Below are 15231 nucleotides of genomic sequence, written 5' to 3'. Positions count from 1 at the left end.
TTTGCCTGCCGGCGCGTCATCGCGACGCATCGGATGCGGGCGAAACACACGCGAGCGGGCCCGCGAGCGCGGCATCGAGCGCTTCGGCTTGCGCGATGAATGCCGCAAACGAAGCCGCGATGCGCGCGTCGTCGTCGCCGTTGCGATCTTCATCGACGGCAAGGTCGCAGTCGTGCTGCAACGTGACGCACGCGCGCATGAACGGCGTCGCGCCGATCACTGCCGCCGCGCCCTTCATGCGATGCGCGATATCGCGCAGGTGCGCGTGGTCGCACGCGTCGAAGGCGGCGCGCGCGTCGGCCAGATCCTGCGCATTGGCGGCCTTCAACGTATCGATGAGCGTACCGGCCTGATCGCCGAAACCGGCCAGCAACGCGCGGTCGAACACCGGTGCGTCCGAATCCGGCTCAACTGCGGACACCTGCGCAGCCGCCGTCGAAGCGCCCGGCACGCGACCGTCGCGCGTCGCGTCGAGCAAGGCGGCGCGCAGACCGTCGAGACCGAGCGGCTTCACGAGACACGCCGTCATGCCCGATGCGACCGCGCGCATCGCCGCGTCGGGTTGCGCGTTCGCCGTCAGGCCGACGATCGGCACGGCGCGTAGCCCCGATCCCTCTTTCGCCTCGTCCTCCCGGATCGTGCGCGCCAGTTCCTCTCCGCTCATTTCGGGCATCGAACAATCGGTGAGAATCACGTCGAATGCGTGCCGCGCGGCGCGCCAGCGTGCGAGTGCGCTCCTGCCGTCGACGGCCATTTGCGCGTTGCCGCCGAGCAGCCTGATCTGCCCTTCGAGCACGATGCGATTGGCGGGATGATCGTCGACGACGAGCACGCGCAGTCCCGCGAGCGATCCGGCAAGCGCGCCCGCCGGCGCGGACGGCGCATCGCCCGTCGACGCCATCGCCTCCGTCTCCGGAAAATCGATGCGCACGGTAAAGCGCGTGCCGCGCCCCGGCTCGCTCGACAGTTCGATAGTGCCGCCCATCATCGTGGTGAGCCGCTTGCTGATGGTGAGGCCGAGCCCGGTGCCGCCGAGGTTGCGCGCGCGGCCATCGTAGGCCTGCACGTATGGCGTGAACAGCATCGCCTGCTTCTCGGGCTCGATGCCGATGCCCGTGTCGCTCACCGTGAGCGTCACCGCACGCTTGCCGTCCTGTGGCGGCGCGACCCGGTATTCGAGGGTGACCGCGCCGACATCGGTGAATTTGATCGCGTTCGAAAGCAGATTGCCGACGATCTGCCGCAGACGCTGGCCATTGGCGAGCAGCCAGACCGGGCCCGCATCGGAGCGGCGCCTGACGACGAGCGCGAGCCCCTTCGCGCGCGCGGCCGGCTCGTAGATCGCCGCGACGCCCGCAACCCACGCGTCGATTTCGAGCGGCGCGGGCGCGAGCACGAGGCGCTCGGCCTCGATCTTCGCGACATCCAGCAGATCGTCGATCATGCCGAGCAGATCGCGAGCGGCGCGATGCGCGATCGACAGCGCGCGCTCGGTCGCGGCGCGCTCGCCCGGGGCGCGCAGTTCCATTTCCAGCACACCGAGCACGGCATTCATCGGCGTGCGGATTTCGTGGCTCATCGTCGCGAGAAAAGTGGATTTCGCGCGATTCGCCGTTTCCGCTTCTTCCTTCGCGGCGCGCATCGCCCCTTCGGCGGCGATCCGGCGCGCGACCTGCACGCGCATCGTCAGCGCCCAGCCCGCGAGCACGAGCACGAGCGCCACGCCGAGCAGCGCGCCGAGCTCGACTTGCGGACGATGGCGCTCCCAAAGCATCTCGGGATGCTCGGAGAGCTTCCAGCGCGCGCGGATCGTCTCCAGCTCGGGCGGCGGCAGACTCTCGATCGCGCGATTGACGATGCCGAGCAGCACCGGTTCGCTCGCCGCGACGATCAGGCCGTGCGGGACCGGCTGCGTCGACAGCGTGCCGCTCAGCACGAGCGAATCGCGAAACGGGTTTTCTACCGCATAGTTGGCGATGGCCAGATCGGCGATGGTCGCATCGGCATTGCCATTCGCCACGGCGCGAAACTGGCCCTCGAACGGTTGCGTGTTGACGATCCGCACGTCGGGCGCGCTCTGTCGCAGAAGCGGCTCCAGCAGCGACGAAGCCGGCAGCGCGACACGTTTGCCCTTGAGCGCGGCGGCGTCGCGCAGCGGCGGCTGGCTGGCTGACGTCACGATCATGAAGATGCCGTCGCCGGTCGGCTTGCTGAGCACGGCGCCGGGCAGCGCCTACGTCTCGCCCACGCCGTAGGGCAGAATCGCGGAGGCGCCGCTGCGCAGGTCGGCCACCAGTTGTTCGGGCGTATCGCGCATGCGGGGCTCGAAGCGCAGGCCGGTCACGCGCGAGATCGCATCGAGGATATCGGCCGCGATGCCCGCCGGCTCCCCGCGCGCATCGCGAAAGGTCCACGGCGCGCCCTGCACGAGCATCGAATAGTGCACCACCGGATGCGCGCGCACCCACGCAAGCTCTTGCGCCGTGAGCTCGATCGGCCTCTCCCGCGTGACCGCGAAGGCGCCCGGATTCCAGCGTGCGCGCGCGAGAAGAATGAACTCGGGCGGCAGCCCCGCGAGGGCGCCGTCGACCCGCTGCCGCAACGCGAGCGCGCTTTGACGATCCGCCGCGAAGGCGAAGCGGTAGCCGTCTCCATCGAAGGCGGCAAGGTCGGTAATGGTCAGATTCGGCAGGTAGTAATGGGTGATCGCGTAGCCGGAAGCAATCATGTCGCCCACGAACGCGTCGGCGTCACCCAACGAGACGGCGAGCAGCGCGCCGATCAGGTCTGGATACGCGACCGGCCGTATCGACGGATAAGCGGACTGCAGGCGCGCCGGCGAATTCTGCGCGTCGAAGTAAGCGAGTCGGTGCCTCGACGGACGTTTCGCGAGCGGCTCGACGTAGATCTGCTTGATCGGCAGGTACTGGCGGCTGTATGCGAGCGCGGCGCCGCTGTCCACGCCGGTCGCGCCCGTCGCCATGTCGATGTCGCCGCGCGCGAGCGCCGCCATCAGCGCGGCGCGGTGTCATGCGGGTACGCCATGTCGAGCGGCGGCGCGACGCCCGGCGCCGCGCCGACGACGATGCGCTCCTTCGCGCCCGCCGCCGTCGCGCACAGCGCCCAGGTCAGAACGATGACGACGACGCCCATGCACGCGCGCCATTGCACGCGCGCGCCCCGCGCATCGCCGCCACGATGTCTTGCACGATCGAACAAGCCCTCTCCCCGGAATGAGCGGTACGGCCAGTGTCTCAAAAAGACTGGGGTGCGTATATCGGCGGTGGGGCCATGGTCGCACGTATCATTGCGAGGCACGAAACGCCGCGCCGTTACGCGGATCGGGCCGCATGTCTTAAAATCCTCGCTTGGCCCATTAGCGTCCGCTTTATGAACCCGACCTCGGAAGACCGCTGGTGCGACTTGCGCCCGGACCCGGACAGCGACACTCCGCTCTATCTTCAACTCGCTCGCAAGCTCGCCAACGCCATCCACGACAATCGGTGGAACGCCGGCGAAGCGCTGCCTTCCGAGCGCGTGCTTTCGGAAGCGCTCGGCGTCTCGCGGATCACGTCCCGGAAAGCGATCGCGCTGCTCGTCGAGCAAGGGCTGATTCGCCGCGAGCAAGGCGCGGGCAGTTTCATCACGCCGCGCTACGAAGATCCGCTCTCGCGTCTGTCGAGCTTTTCCGAGATGCTGCGGCGGCGCGGCTTCAGGCCCAGCTCGAAATGGCTTTCGCGCACCATCGAGCCCGCCAATCGCGATGAAGTCATCCAGCTCGGCCTCTCGCCCGCGGCCACCGTCACGCGCCTGAAACGGCTGCGCCTCGCCGACGACATCGTGATGGCCGTCGAGAACTCCACGTTTCCCGCGTCGTGCATCCCCGATCCGCAGGCCATCGGCGATTCGCTGTACAGCTATCTCGATGCGCGCGGCCTCTCCATCGTGCGCGCGCTTCAGCATTTTCGCGCGGTGAACGCGAGCCCGGAAATCGCGCAGCAAATGGGCATCGCGCCGCACGACGCGCTTCTGCTCATCACGCGCGTCGGCTACACGGCCGATCAGCGCGCGATCGAGCTTACCGATACCTACTGCCGCAACGACTACTACGATTTCGTCGCCGAGCTGCGAAAGTGATCTCCGCCCAATGACCGACACCGCCGCAGCCCAGCCGTCCGACCGATCGCTTTCCATCATGCTGTGGCTCGTCGCCACGGGCTTCTTCATGCAGACGCTCGATTCGACGATCGTCAATACCGCGCTCCCCGCGATGGCCCGCAGCTTAGGCGAAGCGCCATTGCGCATGCAGGGCGTCGTGATCGCCTACTCGCTCACGATGGCGATGATGATCCCCGTCTCCGGCTGGCTCGCCGACAAGCTCGGCACCAAGCGCGTGTTCTTCAGCGCGATTCTCGTGTTCACGATCGGCTCGCTGTTGTGCGCGAAAGCGCAGTCGTTGCAGGCGCTCGTCGCGTATCGCGTGGTTCAGGGCGTGGGCGGCGCGATGCTGCTGCCGGTCGGACGTCTCGCCGTGCTGCGCGTGTTTCCGGCGGAACGGTATCTCTCGGCGCTCGCGTTCGTCGCGATTCCGGGGCTGATCGGCCCGCTGATCGGCCCGACGCTCGGCGGCTGGCTCGTGCAGATCGCGTCGTGGCACTGGATCTTTCTCATCAACGTGCCGGTCGGCGTGATCGGCTGCATCGCGACGAATCTGTACATGCCGGACAGCCGCAATCCGGCGACCGCGCCCTTCGATCTCGCCGGCTATCTGCTGCTCGCCGTCGGCATGGTCGCGCTGACGATCTCGCTCGACGGTCTCGCCGATCTCGGCCTGCAACATGCGATCGTCATCGTGCTGCTCGTGCTCTCCTTCGGCTGCTTCGTCGCCTACGGCCTGCACGCGACGCGCGCCGCCCAGCCGATCTTCTCGCTCGATCTCTTCAAGATTCACACCTTCAGCGTCGGGCTGCTCGGCAATCTGTTCGCGCGTATCGGCAGCGGCGCGATGCCGTATCTGATTCCGCTGCTGCTGCAGGTGAGCCTTGGCTACACGGCGTTCCAGGCCGGCATGATGATGCTGCCCGTCGCCGCCGCCGGCATGGCGTCGAAGCGCGCGGTCACGCGTCTCATCGAAAAGCACGGCTACCGCCGCGTGCTGGTCGTGAACACGGTGCTCGTCGGGTTGATGATGGCGAGCTTCGGACTCGCGAGCGCGCACCAGCCGCTGTGGCTGCGGCTCGCGCAACTGGCGGTCTTCGGCTCAGTCAATTCGATGCAGTTCACCGCGATGAACACGCTCACGCTGAAGGATCTCGGCACCGGCGGCGCGAGCAGCGGCAACAGCCTTTTCTCGCTCGTGCAGATGCTTTCGATGAGTCTCGGCGTGACCGTCGCGGGGGCGATACTGTCGACGTTCACGGGACTCTTGCCGCAAGTCACCGAAACGAACTCGTTGCCCGCGTTCCACGCGACATTCATGTGCGTCGGCATCATCACGGCTGCGACGGCGTGGATCTTCGGGCAACTCGCGCCGGAAGTGCGGGCAACGCGCAGGAAGCCCGATCCGTCCGAATCGAACTGAATCCGACGGTTCGGCAAAGGATCGCGCACCACGGCGGTGCCCCCTGCGCACGACTGCGCGGCGCGCGTTCCCGCGTCTGCGGCACGACCGTCCAATCCGCACACGAATAGGCGCGCCCGACGCACCCGATAACCGCTGCGGCCCGCCTGGATATTGAATTTGCACGCTTTTTGCTCGAACTGCCGGATGCCGATCCGGTAAACTATCTCGATAAAATTCACCGCCTTGCGCCCCGACACCATGAGCATGGTTGATCTCGACCCTCCACGCTTCCAGCCGCCCCGGCCCGTCGCCGGCGACGATGGATCGCGTCGCACCGTGCTGTACGGCGAGTACACCGTTTTCAGCGTGTTCCAGCCCGTGTTTTCCGTGTCGCACCGGCGCGCGATCGGCTATCACGCGTCCTTGCGCGCCCGCGATGACGCGCATCGCCACATTCCGTCTCACGAAGTCTTCACGCAAGCCGCGCGGCGCGGCGATCTGCTCGAACTCGGCCGGCTCGCTGAATCGCTGCATCTGGGTAACTTCAACGCGTTCGACAGCCACGACGAATGGCTTTTCCTCAGCCTGCATCCCGCCGCGCTGATGGATACGAGTTACGGCGACGCCCTGCTCGCATCGCTCAAGGATATCGGCCTGCCGCCGCAGCGCGTCGTGCTCGAAGTCCCCGAGCAGGCGGGCGGCGAGACGACGCGATTCGCCGAAATCGTCGATTCGCTGCGCAAGTCGGGCTTTCTGATCGCGCTGGACGGCTTCGGCGTGAAGCATTCGAACATCGATCGCGTGTGGCATCTGCGGCCCGATATCGTGACGCTCGACCGCTGCATCCTGCAGCAGGCGACCGAGCATTCGCATATCGAGCGCGTGCTGCCGCGTCTCGTGTCGCTGCTCCACGAATCCGGCCAGCTCGTTCTGATGGGCGGTCTCGCGACCGAGCGCGACGCGTTGATCGCACTCGAATGCAACGTCGACTTCGTGCAAGGCGCGTATTTCGCGCAGCCGAGCGTCGATGCGGTTCACAGCGAAGTCGCGGCGGGCGTGATGGACGCGCTGTCGGCGGCATCGCGCGAACGCGTCGCGGCGCGCGAACGGGCGCAAGTCACGCGTCTCGGACCGTACGTGAGCGGGCTGGAGCGCGCATCGGTCAAGCTGATGGAAGGCGAATCGCTCGTCACCGCGACGAGCGAGTTGCTGCAACTCGCCGACACCGCCCGTTGCTTCCTGCTCGATCAGGCCGGACGGCAGATCGGCGACAACGTCGTGCCGATCGTGCGCACCTCGCAACGCGCGAAGCGTTTCAGCCCGCTGCTGCATTCGGAGGGCGCGAGCTGGGAACGCCGGCCGTATTTCATCGAGGCGCTGCGCGCGCCGGGACGTGTGCATCTAACAGCGCCGTATCTCTCGATCAACGATGCGCACCTTTGCGTGACGGCGTCTATCGCCGCGCAGACGCCTTATGGATTACAGGTGCTGTGCGTGGATATCAACTGGGAAGGCGCTAAGCAGCGATAGGTCTACGCGCCGTTGCCGGAATCGGGACGAAGCAGATCGAAGCCGGCGAGTACCAGCACGCCGGAGAGCACGATGAGCGCGGCGGAATGGCGGCCGAAATACAGCAACGCGGCCGCCGACCAGGCCGCGAGGCACAGGCCTGCGAAGCGTTTCATGGCGATGCGATTCGGAGCATGACGACAAGCCGACATTTTAGGCTCGCGTTTCAGCCCGTGCAGCGACGGCCTGCGCTCAGGCGCCGAGCGTCGCCCTGCCGCGATGCTTGCTCCGGCTCAGATACCGGCCCAGTCGAATCGACGGCTTTTCGATCGCATAGTATCCGGCGATGCTGACTGGAAGAATCAGCACGGCGGCGATCAGCATCGACATGCCGTGATACGTTTCGCCGAAATAATGCAGCACGCCCAGCAGCACGATACAGTGCAGCAGATACAGGCTGAAGGAAATCTTGCCGAGAAATACCAATGGCCGCGCAGCCAGAAAATCGGCAAACGGCCTGAGCGAAATCGCCAGAATCAAAATGCCGGTCACGGCCGGAAGAACGACCCAATCGTCGGCAAAACCGCGCAGCACATCGTTGGATATCAGATGGCGATTCACCGAGCCAACGAGGACATATAGGGCGAGAGAAATCACCAATGCGCCGAAAAGCCAGCGCGGAGAAATCGGCGCAAGTTTCGACACGATGGCGTCGCGATATCGCGCAATCAGGGCGCCCAGCACGAACATCGACATGTAATGAATGGTTGGAATCCACTCGCCCCGAAGACTCGCTTCCATGAGCGTCCGATGCAGAGGGAAGTAATAACCGAATGCCGCGAGTGACAGGCCGGCACTCAGCGCTATGGAAAACCAGAGCGGCATCGCAAACACTACGACTATCAGAATCGGAAAGATGAGCGAGATACGCATCTCGTAGACCAGCGACCAGAGCACCGGGTCCAGCGTGCTGTTGCTGAATGGAATCAGAAAGTAGATATGGTTCAGCAGATCATGCCGATCGATGCCTGCATGCCATGCCTCGTTGACCCACTCGCCGGTCCACGACAGATTCGACCGGTAAAGCACGCAATACGCTGCATATGCGGCGAGTACCGCAAACAAGTAAGGTATATAAATCCGGCAGACGCGCTTGACGACGAACTCGGCGAAACCTGGCCTGCTTTCACCGGTGACCTGCAAAGTCAGCGCAAAGCCGCTCAGCGCGAAGAACAGAATCACGGCGGAATGCCCCTCCGCGATTACGCGCCACGGAACATGCTGAAGCCATCGTGTCAGTGTGATTTGCGAATAGTGATTGAATACGACGGTCAAAGCGGCAATGCCGCGCAATGAATCGAGTTGGTGATAGCGTGTCGTCAATGTTCAGCTCGCGTCTTTGGTTGGCCGGGCCAATATGCAGAATCGGAAGCCAGTTCGGCGACCCCGATCCCGTTAGACTGAGTGAGACTTCGACGTTCCCCAAAAAGCGCCGCACACTTAAAATGCCGGGCGCACCAATAAAAAAGCCCTCTTTCGAGGGCTTTCTTTCCGCTTGCGACGCTCTGAAAACCAAAGAACGCCGCAACCAATTTTCACGCGCAATCAGGCACCGAAATTCTTCGCTGCGAAATCCCAGTTCACGATATTCCAGTAAGCCTCGATGAACTTCGGACGCGCATTGCGATAGTCGATGTAATAAGCGTGTTCCCACACGTCGATGGTCACGAGCGCTTTCGCGTCGGTCGTGAGCGGCGTGGCGGCATTGCTCGTCGACACGATATCCACCGTGCCGTCGGTCTTCTTCACGAGCCAGGTCCAGCCCGAACCGAACGTGCCGGTTGCGACCTTGGCGAATTCTTCCTTGAACTTGTCGTAGGAACCGTACTTTGCGTTGATCGCGTCAGCCAGCGCGCCGGTCGGTGCGCCACCGCCGTTTGGCGAAAGGCTGTTCCAGAAGAACGTGTGATTCCAGACTTGCGCGGAGTTGTTGAACACGCCGCCCGACGATTTCTTCACGATCTCTTCGAGAGGCAGGTTCTCGAATTCGGTGCCGGGGATCAGCTTGTTCAGGTTTGTCACATAGGTCTGGTGGTGCTTGCCATAGTGATACTCGAGCGTTTCTTCCGACATGTGCGGAGCGAGCGCGTTCTTGTCGAACGGCAGCGGCGGGAGCGTATGTTCCATGATGCGAGCTTCCTTTCTATGTGGATTGTGGGATTGTGAGGATTGAAGCGTGGAGCAATGGATTGTAGGCGAGTTGGGATAACCCAGCAAACCGTGTGCCCTTTATGAGCAAGATTGCTTTCCATATGCCTCACAAGGCGTAAAAAGTGCTCTGGCGAGCCTCTTCGGGCACGTCAAATGTACGCCGATTTCTTGTGTCGCGTCGGCTTCAGAATTCGTCTGACAGACGCGGCTGAACATCTGCAAGCAACACGTCCGCGGAGCCTTCCGCGAGATGAACGGTGAGCGGCCGCCTCGGTTTCAACGCGTTCGGCGCACGCACGGCGCGGCCGGTTTGAGCGTCGATCAATGCGGCATAGCCGCGTTCCAGCGTGCGCTGCGGACTGAGCACCTGCAAACGCGCCGCCAGTTCCGAGACGCACGCTTTCTCGCGCTCCGCGCGTCGCTCATGCGCGCCGCCGATCCGCTGCGCAAGCCGCAGCAGATGCTCGCGTTCGGCAGCCACGTTCGGACGCCTGCGCTGCCAGCGATATTGCACCAGCGCGAAATGCGCGCGCGCATCACGCACGGGCCGCGCGCCCGCTGCGCTGAGACGGCTCGCCAGTTGCCGCAGATGCGCACGCTGCCGCGCGAGCCGTTCCGCCGGACTGACGAGCCTGCGCGCGAGCCAGTCGAGTTGCTGCGCGCGCCGCTCCATCATTCGGCCGAAGCCGCGCGCGAGCGCCGCATGCCGATGATCCAGCTCGCGCAACAGCAGCACGCGCTGCGGGCTGACGAGTTCGGCGGCGGCGGTCGGCGTCGGCGCCCGCACGTCGGCGGCGAAATCGGCGATGGTGAAATCCGTTTCGTGACCGACGCCGCTCACCACCGGCAACTCGCTCGCCGCGATCGCACGCGCGAGCACTTCCTCATTGAACGCCCACAGATCCTCAATCGATCCGCCGCCGCGGCACACGATCAGCACATCGACTTCGCGGCGCGCATTCGCGGCTTCGACCATCGCCGCGAGCTTCGCGCCGACGCCCGCGCCCTGCACCGGCGCCGGATACACGACGACCGGCACATGCGGCGCACGACGCGCGAGCGTCGTGAGCACGTCGCGCAGAGCGGCGGCCTGCAACGACGTCACGATGCCGATGCCGCGCGGATGCGTCGGCAGCGCGCGTTTGCGCTCGGCCGCGAAGAGTCCTTCGCTTTCGAGTTGCGCTTTCAGCCGCAGGAACGCCTCGTAAAGCCGGCCCTGCCCCGTGCGCCGCACCGCTTCCACGTTGAGCTGCAACTCGCCGCGCGGTTCGTACATCGTGACGAGCGCGCGCACCTCGATCTTGTCGCCTTCTCGCGGCGTGAACTCGGCGTATTGCGCACGGCCGCGAAACATTACGCAGCGCATCTGCGCGTTCGCGTCCTTGATCGAAAAGTACCAATGGCCGCTCGCCGCACGCGTGAAGTTCGACACCTCGCCCGACACCCAGACGAGCGGGAACGACCGTTCGAGCATCGAGCTGATTGCGCGATTGAGTGCTGAAACGGGGATGACGGCATCGCCGCTTTGCGACGGCAGGGAATCGGGAGTCATGTCTGATGGGAAAAATATTTGCGCTGCGGCCGCCGTGTCCGATGGACAAATGCCGCTGAACGAGGTACGCAAGTGTAGCAAGTGTCCACACAGAAAGACTTACCGCAGTGCGCGCAGGATCATCGCCAGAGGCCCGTGACTTCGTTGCAAGCCATTGATTCTTTGACGATTTATTTTCGTGAACACTGTAATCCCCGGAGCAACTCTTTCCTGACGCGGTGATGCGCCCGACGCGCCGCAAGTTCTTCACAGACTTATCCACAGGCGCTCGAATTGCACCGGGCCGAATCCTCACACATGCTGGCGACTGGCGCCCACGGCTCACGCGCGCTAGAGTGCCGGGTTCCAGCACCCGCCAACCGTACTCCGAGGAGCTGCCGTTGCACGCCATGCCGTACCCGACCTGCCGCCCGCCAGCGTTCAACGCGAAGGCGGTCCATGTCTGATTTCAAGCCGCCGATCGAGAACTTTCTCGCCCGCGAATGGCGCCGTCGCGGTCCCGTCGCCTGGGCGCTGACGCCCTTCGCCTGCATCTTCGGCGCGATCGCAGCCACGCGGCGCGCCTTCTACGAACTCGGCTGGATCAAGCGCGTCGATGTCGGCGTGCCGGTGGTCGTCGTGGGCAACGTGACCGTCGGCGGGACGGGCAAGACGCCGACGGTCATCGCGCTCGTCGAGGCGTTGCGCGCCGCCGGGTTTCAGCCGGGCGTGGTCTCGCGCGGCTACGGCGCGAAGGTCGCGAAGCCGACGAGCGTCACGCCGACGTCCGCCGCCGCGCAGGTCGGCGACGAGCCGCTCCTGATCGCACGACGCACGCACGCGCCGGTGTTCGTCTGCCCTGATCGCGTCGCCGCCGCGAAGGCGCTGATCGAAGCGCATCCGAACGTCGATGTCCTCGTCTCCGACGACGGCCTGCAGCACTACCGCCTCGCGCGCGCGTTCGAGCTCGTCGTGTTCGATGCCCGCCTCGGCGGCAACGGCTTTCTGCTGCCCGCGGGTCCGTTGCGCGAGCCGATGTCGCGCCGCCGGGACGCGACGCTCATCAACAGCCCGTACGAGCGCACGCTGCCGCCGTGGCCGGACACGTTCGCGCTCGAACTCGAATCCGGCGACGCGTGGTTGCTCGACGATCCGCATCAGCGTCGTTCGCTCGATCAGTTCGCGGGCGAGAAAGTGGTCGCGGCGGCGGGCATCGGCTCGCCGGAGCGCTTCTTCGCGACGCTGCGCGCGGCGGGCATCACGCCCGCGACGCGCGCGTTCCCCGATCACTATTCGTATCGCGAGAATCCGTTCGCGGGCGTCGAAGCCGATGCGATCCTGATCACCGAAAAGGATGCAGTAAAATTTGGGGCCTGGCGCGACGCACGCATCTGGGTCGTTCCGGTGCAAGCCGTGCTCAGACCGCGCCTCATCGCTCTTGTTGTGGAGAAACTCCGTGGACGCACGTCTGCTTGAAATCCTCGTTTGCCCGATCTGCAAAGGCCCGCTCAGTTACGATCGCGCGGCGCAGGAACTCGTTTGCAGCGCCGACAAGCTCGCTTATCCGATCCGCGACGGCATTCCCGTGATGCTCGTCGACGAAGCGCGGCAGACGGTCGAAGGCACGCCCGTCGAGCCGATCAAGCCGAACGGCGACGCCTGAGTGCGCTGACATGTCCGTTCCGTTCATCGCGGTCATTCCGGCGCGTCTCGCTTCCACCCGCCTGCCGAACAAGCCGCTCGCCGATATCGGCGGCAAGCCGATGGTCGTGCGCGTCGCCGAACGCGCGCGCGAATCCGGCGCGAGCCAGGTGCTCGTCGCGACCGATTCCGACCGCGTGGTCGAGGCCGTGCGTGATCACGGCATCGAAGTGATGATGACGCGCTCGGATCATCCCACCGGCACGGACCGTCTCGCCGAAGTGGCGACGCGCCTGAACTGGGACGACGACGCGATCGTCGTCAACGTGCAGGGCGACGAGCCGCTCATCGATCCGCAACTCGTGCGCGATGTCGCCGCGCACCTTGCCGCGCGTCCCGAATGCGCGATCGCCACGGCCGCGCATCCGATTCACGATCCCGCCGACGTCTTCAATCCGAACGTGGTGAAGGTCGTGCTCGATGTGAAGAGCGTCGCGCTCTACTTCTCGCGCGCGCCGATTCCGTGGACGCGCGATCTCTGGCAGCCGCACTGGCCGGATGTCGCCGCGCTCGCAAAACTGCCTTCCGTGCCGGAGAACGTGCTGCGCCACATCGGGCTCTATGCCTATCGCGCGAAATTCCTGCGCGACTTCCCCACGCTCGCGCAAGCGCCGATCGAAGCCGCCGAAGCGCTCGAACAACTGCGCGCGCTGTGGCACGGCGAGCGCATCGCGGTGCGCGTGACGCGGGACGCGCCGCCGCCGGGCGTCGATACACCCGCCGATCTCGAGCGCGTCCAGGCGCTCTTCCCCACAGCCGACTGAGCGCTGCCGCACAACCCGTGTAAACCCCGCCGACGCCCGATTGGCGGGGGTTTTTGGCGATTTCTATCCGCGTTATTACGGTCGCGATCGTAAGGAGCCGTGGCATAATCAAGCGATTGCGCGAGCCTTCCGGTCAGCGCCACGCTCAACGTTGCGCCGCTGTCCGCAGGTGCCCGCCGTCTCCTTTCGGCCGCGCGCCCTGTCGTCGACGCCGCACGAGCCAAGCCACCGGATGTCAAATCAGCCTCGCGGCTTGAAGCGGTTTATAGACGATTCGGAGAGATCACCATGCGTTTGATCCTGTTGGGCGCACCCGGTGCGGGCAAGGGCACCCAGGCAAACTTCATCAAGGAGAAATTCGGCATTCCGCAGATTTCGACCGGCGACATGCTGCGCGCAGCCGTCAAGGCAGGCTCGCCGCTCGGCGTCGAGGCGAAGCGCTACATGGACGCGGGCGAGCTGGTGCCGGATTCGCTCATCATCAATCTCGTGAAGGAACGTCTGCAGGCCGACGACTGCCAGAACGGCTATCTCTTCGACGGCTTTCCGCGCACGCTGCCGCAAGCCGAAGCCATGAAAGACGCAGGCGTCGCGATCGACTACGTGCTCGAGATCGATGTTCCCTTCGACGAAATCATCACCCGCATGAGCGGCCGCCGCGTGCATGCTGCATCGGGCCGCACGTATCACGTCAAGTTCAATCCGCCGAAGGTCGACATGACCGACGACGTCACCGGCGAGCCGCTGATCCAGCGCGACGACGACAAGGAAGAGACCGTGAAGAAGCGTCTCGACGTGTATGTCGCGCAGACCAAGCCGCTGATCGCGTACTACAACGACTGGGCGAAGAGCGGCGAAGCGCCGAACGGTTTGAAGGCGCCGGCGTATCGCAAGATCGCGGGCACCGGCACCGTCGACGAAATCCGCACGCGCGTGTTCGACGCGCTGAAGTAAAGCGCGCTACGCTTAAGGCTCGAAGAAAACCCGCTCTCGACGAGCGGGTTTTTTTACGCCTGTGAATCCGCATGATCGATGTGCGAATTTGCGATCACGGGCTTCGCTACAATCGACGCGTTTCCCACAAGGACTACATCGGCGCGAGCGGCACTTACCCCTGCCCTCGCATGCACGCACGAATCACATAACGGAGAAGCAGCATGGAGATGCAAGGCAATGTCTTTCTGATTACCGGTGGCGCGTCGGGACTCGGCGCGGCAACGGCGCGGCTCATTACGGCGCAAGGCGGCAAGGTCGTGATCGCCGATATGAACGAGGCGGCGGGCGTCGCCCTCGCGAACGAGCTGTCCGGCGCCTTCGTCAAATGCGACGTGAGCCAGGAAAGCGACGGTCAGCGCGCCGTCGAAACCGCGACGAGTCTCGGCACGTTGCGCGGCCTCGTGAACTGCGCGGGCATCGCGCCGGCGGCGAAGACGGTCGGTCGCGACGGTCCGCACGCGCTCGATCTGTTCTCGAAAGTGATTTCGGTGAACCTCATCGGCACCTTCAACATGATCCGGCTCGCGGCCAGCGTGATGTCGAAGAACGAAGCCAACGATGCGGGCGAGTGCGGCGTGATCGTGAACACGGCATCGGTGGCGGCGTATGACGGGCAGATCGGCCAGGCGGCCTATGCGGCATCGAAGAGCGGCGTGGCGGGCATGACGCTGCCGATCGCGCGCGATCTGAGCAAGAGCGGCATCCGCGTGATGACGATCGCGCCGGGCCTGTTCGAAACCCCGATGCTGCTCGGCATGCCGAAGGAAGTGCAGGACGCGCTCGGCGCGATGGTGCCGTTCCCGTCGCGCCTCGGCAAGCCGGACGAATACGCGATGCTCGTCAAGCACATCTTCGATAACCCGATGCTCAACGGCGAAGTGATCCGTCTCGACGGCGCGATCCGCATGCAGCCGAAATGACGCTTTGGATGTGAAAACGGCGGGCTTCTCCCGAAG

15 protein-coding genes are annotated in these 15231 nt (G+C 64.9%); 8 read left to right on the top strand and 7 right to left on the bottom strand.

The annotated features are described in order from the left end of the window. Positions 1-16 precede the first annotated feature (16 nt). From PQR08_RS07125 to PQR08_RS07115, 3 genes are read right to left on the bottom strand one after another with little or no spacing between them, the layout of a single operon-like run. Positions 17-2218 carry an ATP-binding protein gene (locus tag PQR08_RS07125; RefSeq protein WP_408161160.1) on the bottom strand — a complete coding sequence of 734 codons (2202 nt, stop codon included), beginning with the start codon at positions 2216-2218 and terminating at the stop codon, positions 17-19. A gap of 15 nt (positions 2219-2233) precedes the next feature. Continuing rightward, positions 2234-3013, bottom strand: a complete 780-nt coding sequence (locus PQR08_RS07120) for a type 2 periplasmic-binding domain-containing protein (protein WP_408161159.1) — start codon at positions 3011-3013, stop codon at positions 2234-2236. Next, entirely contained in the window at positions 3013-3219 is a 207-nt protein-coding gene (locus tag PQR08_RS07115) for a hypothetical protein (protein ID WP_250484075.1), read from the bottom strand. The genes PQR08_RS07120 and PQR08_RS07115 overlap by 1 nt, the downstream gene beginning before the upstream one ends. A 171-nt stretch (positions 3220-3390) precedes the next feature. On the opposite strand from PQR08_RS07115, the gene PQR08_RS07110 reads away from it, so the two are divergent. From PQR08_RS07110 to PQR08_RS07100, 3 genes are all read left to right on the top strand, one after another. After that, a complete protein-coding gene (locus PQR08_RS07110; protein ID WP_408161158.1) occupies positions 3391-4137 on the top strand; it encodes a GntR family transcriptional regulator in 747 nt (248 codons plus the stop codon). 10 nt (positions 4138-4147) lie between these two features. Continuing rightward, positions 4148-5581: a multidrug transporter subunit MdtD gene (gene mdtD, locus PQR08_RS07105; protein WP_187605972.1), complete on the top strand. Its 1434-nt coding sequence runs from the start codon at positions 4148-4150 to the stop codon at positions 5579-5581. Positions 5582-5821: 240 nt separating this feature from the next. Continuing rightward, a complete protein-coding gene (locus PQR08_RS07100; RefSeq protein ID WP_187605973.1) occupies positions 5822-7093 on the top strand; it encodes an EAL domain-containing protein in 1272 nt (423 codons plus the stop codon). Between the two features lie 2 nt (positions 7094-7095). Here PQR08_RS07100 and PQR08_RS07095 read toward each other — a convergent pair whose 3' ends face one another. The 4 genes from PQR08_RS07095 to xseA form a co-directional block, all read right to left on the bottom strand. Beyond that, positions 7096-7248 carry a hypothetical protein gene (locus tag PQR08_RS07095; RefSeq protein WP_035500807.1) on the bottom strand — a complete coding sequence of 51 codons (153 nt, stop codon included), beginning with the start codon at positions 7246-7248 and terminating at the stop codon, positions 7096-7098. Between the two features lie 76 nt (positions 7249-7324). Then, positions 7325-8455, bottom strand: a complete 1131-nt coding sequence (locus PQR08_RS07090; RefSeq protein ID WP_408161157.1) for an acyltransferase family protein — start codon at positions 8453-8455, stop codon at positions 7325-7327. 222 nt (positions 8456-8677) lie between these two features. Further along, positions 8678-9259, bottom strand: coding sequence for a superoxide dismutase [Fe] (gene sodB / locus PQR08_RS07085; RefSeq protein WP_035500805.1), 582 nt, complete (start codon positions 9257-9259; stop codon positions 8678-8680). Between the two features lie 208 nt (positions 9260-9467). Continuing rightward, complete coding sequence (gene xseA, locus PQR08_RS07080; protein ID WP_408161156.1) at positions 9468-10835, bottom strand: exodeoxyribonuclease VII large subunit; 1368 nt, start codon at positions 10833-10835, stop codon at positions 9468-9470. Positions 10836-11273: 438 nt separating this feature from the next. Here xseA and lpxK point away from each other — a divergent pair, with 438 nt between their 5' ends. From lpxK to PQR08_RS07055, 5 genes are all read left to right on the top strand, one after another. After that, positions 11274-12290, top strand: coding sequence for a tetraacyldisaccharide 4'-kinase (gene lpxK / locus PQR08_RS07075; RefSeq protein ID WP_408161155.1), 1017 nt, complete (start codon positions 11274-11276; stop codon positions 12288-12290). Then, positions 12271-12477: a Trm112 family protein gene (locus tag PQR08_RS07070; RefSeq protein ID WP_061119386.1), complete on the top strand. Its 207-nt coding sequence runs from the start codon at positions 12271-12273 to the stop codon at positions 12475-12477. Before lpxK ends, PQR08_RS07070 begins: the two co-directional genes overlap by 20 nt. 10 nt (positions 12478-12487) lie before the next feature. Further along, positions 12488-13279 carry a 3-deoxy-manno-octulosonate cytidylyltransferase gene (kdsB, locus tag PQR08_RS07065; protein WP_408161154.1) on the top strand — a complete coding sequence of 264 codons (792 nt, stop codon included), beginning with the start codon at positions 12488-12490 and terminating at the stop codon, positions 13277-13279. 288 nt (positions 13280-13567) lie between these two features. Next, positions 13568-14233, top strand: coding sequence for an adenylate kinase (gene adk, locus PQR08_RS07060; RefSeq protein WP_187605978.1), 666 nt, complete (start codon positions 13568-13570; stop codon positions 14231-14233). Between the two features lie 203 nt (positions 14234-14436). Further along, complete coding sequence (locus tag PQR08_RS07055; protein ID WP_408161153.1) at positions 14437-15195, top strand: 3-hydroxyacyl-CoA dehydrogenase; 759 nt, start codon at positions 14437-14439, stop codon at positions 15193-15195. Positions 15196-15231 lie beyond the last annotated feature (36 nt).

Source organism: Caballeronia jiangsuensis, from assembly GCF_046030135.1.
GTDB lineage: Bacteria > Pseudomonadota > Gammaproteobacteria > Burkholderiales > Burkholderiaceae > Caballeronia > Caballeronia jiangsuensis.
This window is presented reverse-complemented; position numbering and strand designations above follow the sequence as displayed.

Bases quoted from the DNA above. Each gene is read 5' to 3' on its own strand.
- lpxK (WP_408161155.1), top strand. From the start codon at position 11,274: ATGTCTGATTTCAAGCCGCCGATCGAGAACTTTCTCGCCCGCGAATGG.
- PQR08_RS07095 (WP_035500807.1), bottom strand. From the start codon at position 7,248: ATGAAACGCTTCGCAGGCCTGTGCCTCGCGGCCTGGTCGGCGGCCGCG.
- mdtD (WP_187605972.1), top strand. From the start codon at position 4,148: ATGACCGACACCGCCGCAGCCCAGCCGTCCGACCGATCGCTTTCCATC.
- adk (WP_187605978.1), top strand. From the start codon at position 13,568: ATGCGTTTGATCCTGTTGGGCGCACCCGGTGCGGGCAAGGGCACCCAG.
- PQR08_RS07120 (WP_408161159.1), bottom strand. From the start codon at position 3,013: ATGGCGGCGCTCGCGCGCGGCGACATCGACATGGCGACGGGCGCGACC.
- sodB (WP_035500805.1), bottom strand. From the start codon at position 9,259: ATGGAACATACGCTCCCGCCGCTGCCGTTCGACAAGAACGCGCTCGCT.
- PQR08_RS07110 (WP_408161158.1), top strand. From the start codon at position 3,391: ATGAACCCGACCTCGGAAGACCGCTGGTGCGACTTGCGCCCGGACCCG.
- kdsB (WP_408161154.1), top strand. From the start codon at position 12,488: ATGTCCGTTCCGTTCATCGCGGTCATTCCGGCGCGTCTCGCTTCCACC.
- xseA (WP_408161156.1), bottom strand. From the start codon at position 10,835: ATGACTCCCGATTCCCTGCCGTCGCAAAGCGGCGATGCCGTCATCCCC.
- PQR08_RS07055 (WP_408161153.1), top strand. From the start codon at position 14,437: ATGGAGATGCAAGGCAATGTCTTTCTGATTACCGGTGGCGCGTCGGGA.
- PQR08_RS07100 (WP_187605973.1), top strand. From the start codon at position 5,822: ATGAGCATGGTTGATCTCGACCCTCCACGCTTCCAGCCGCCCCGGCCC.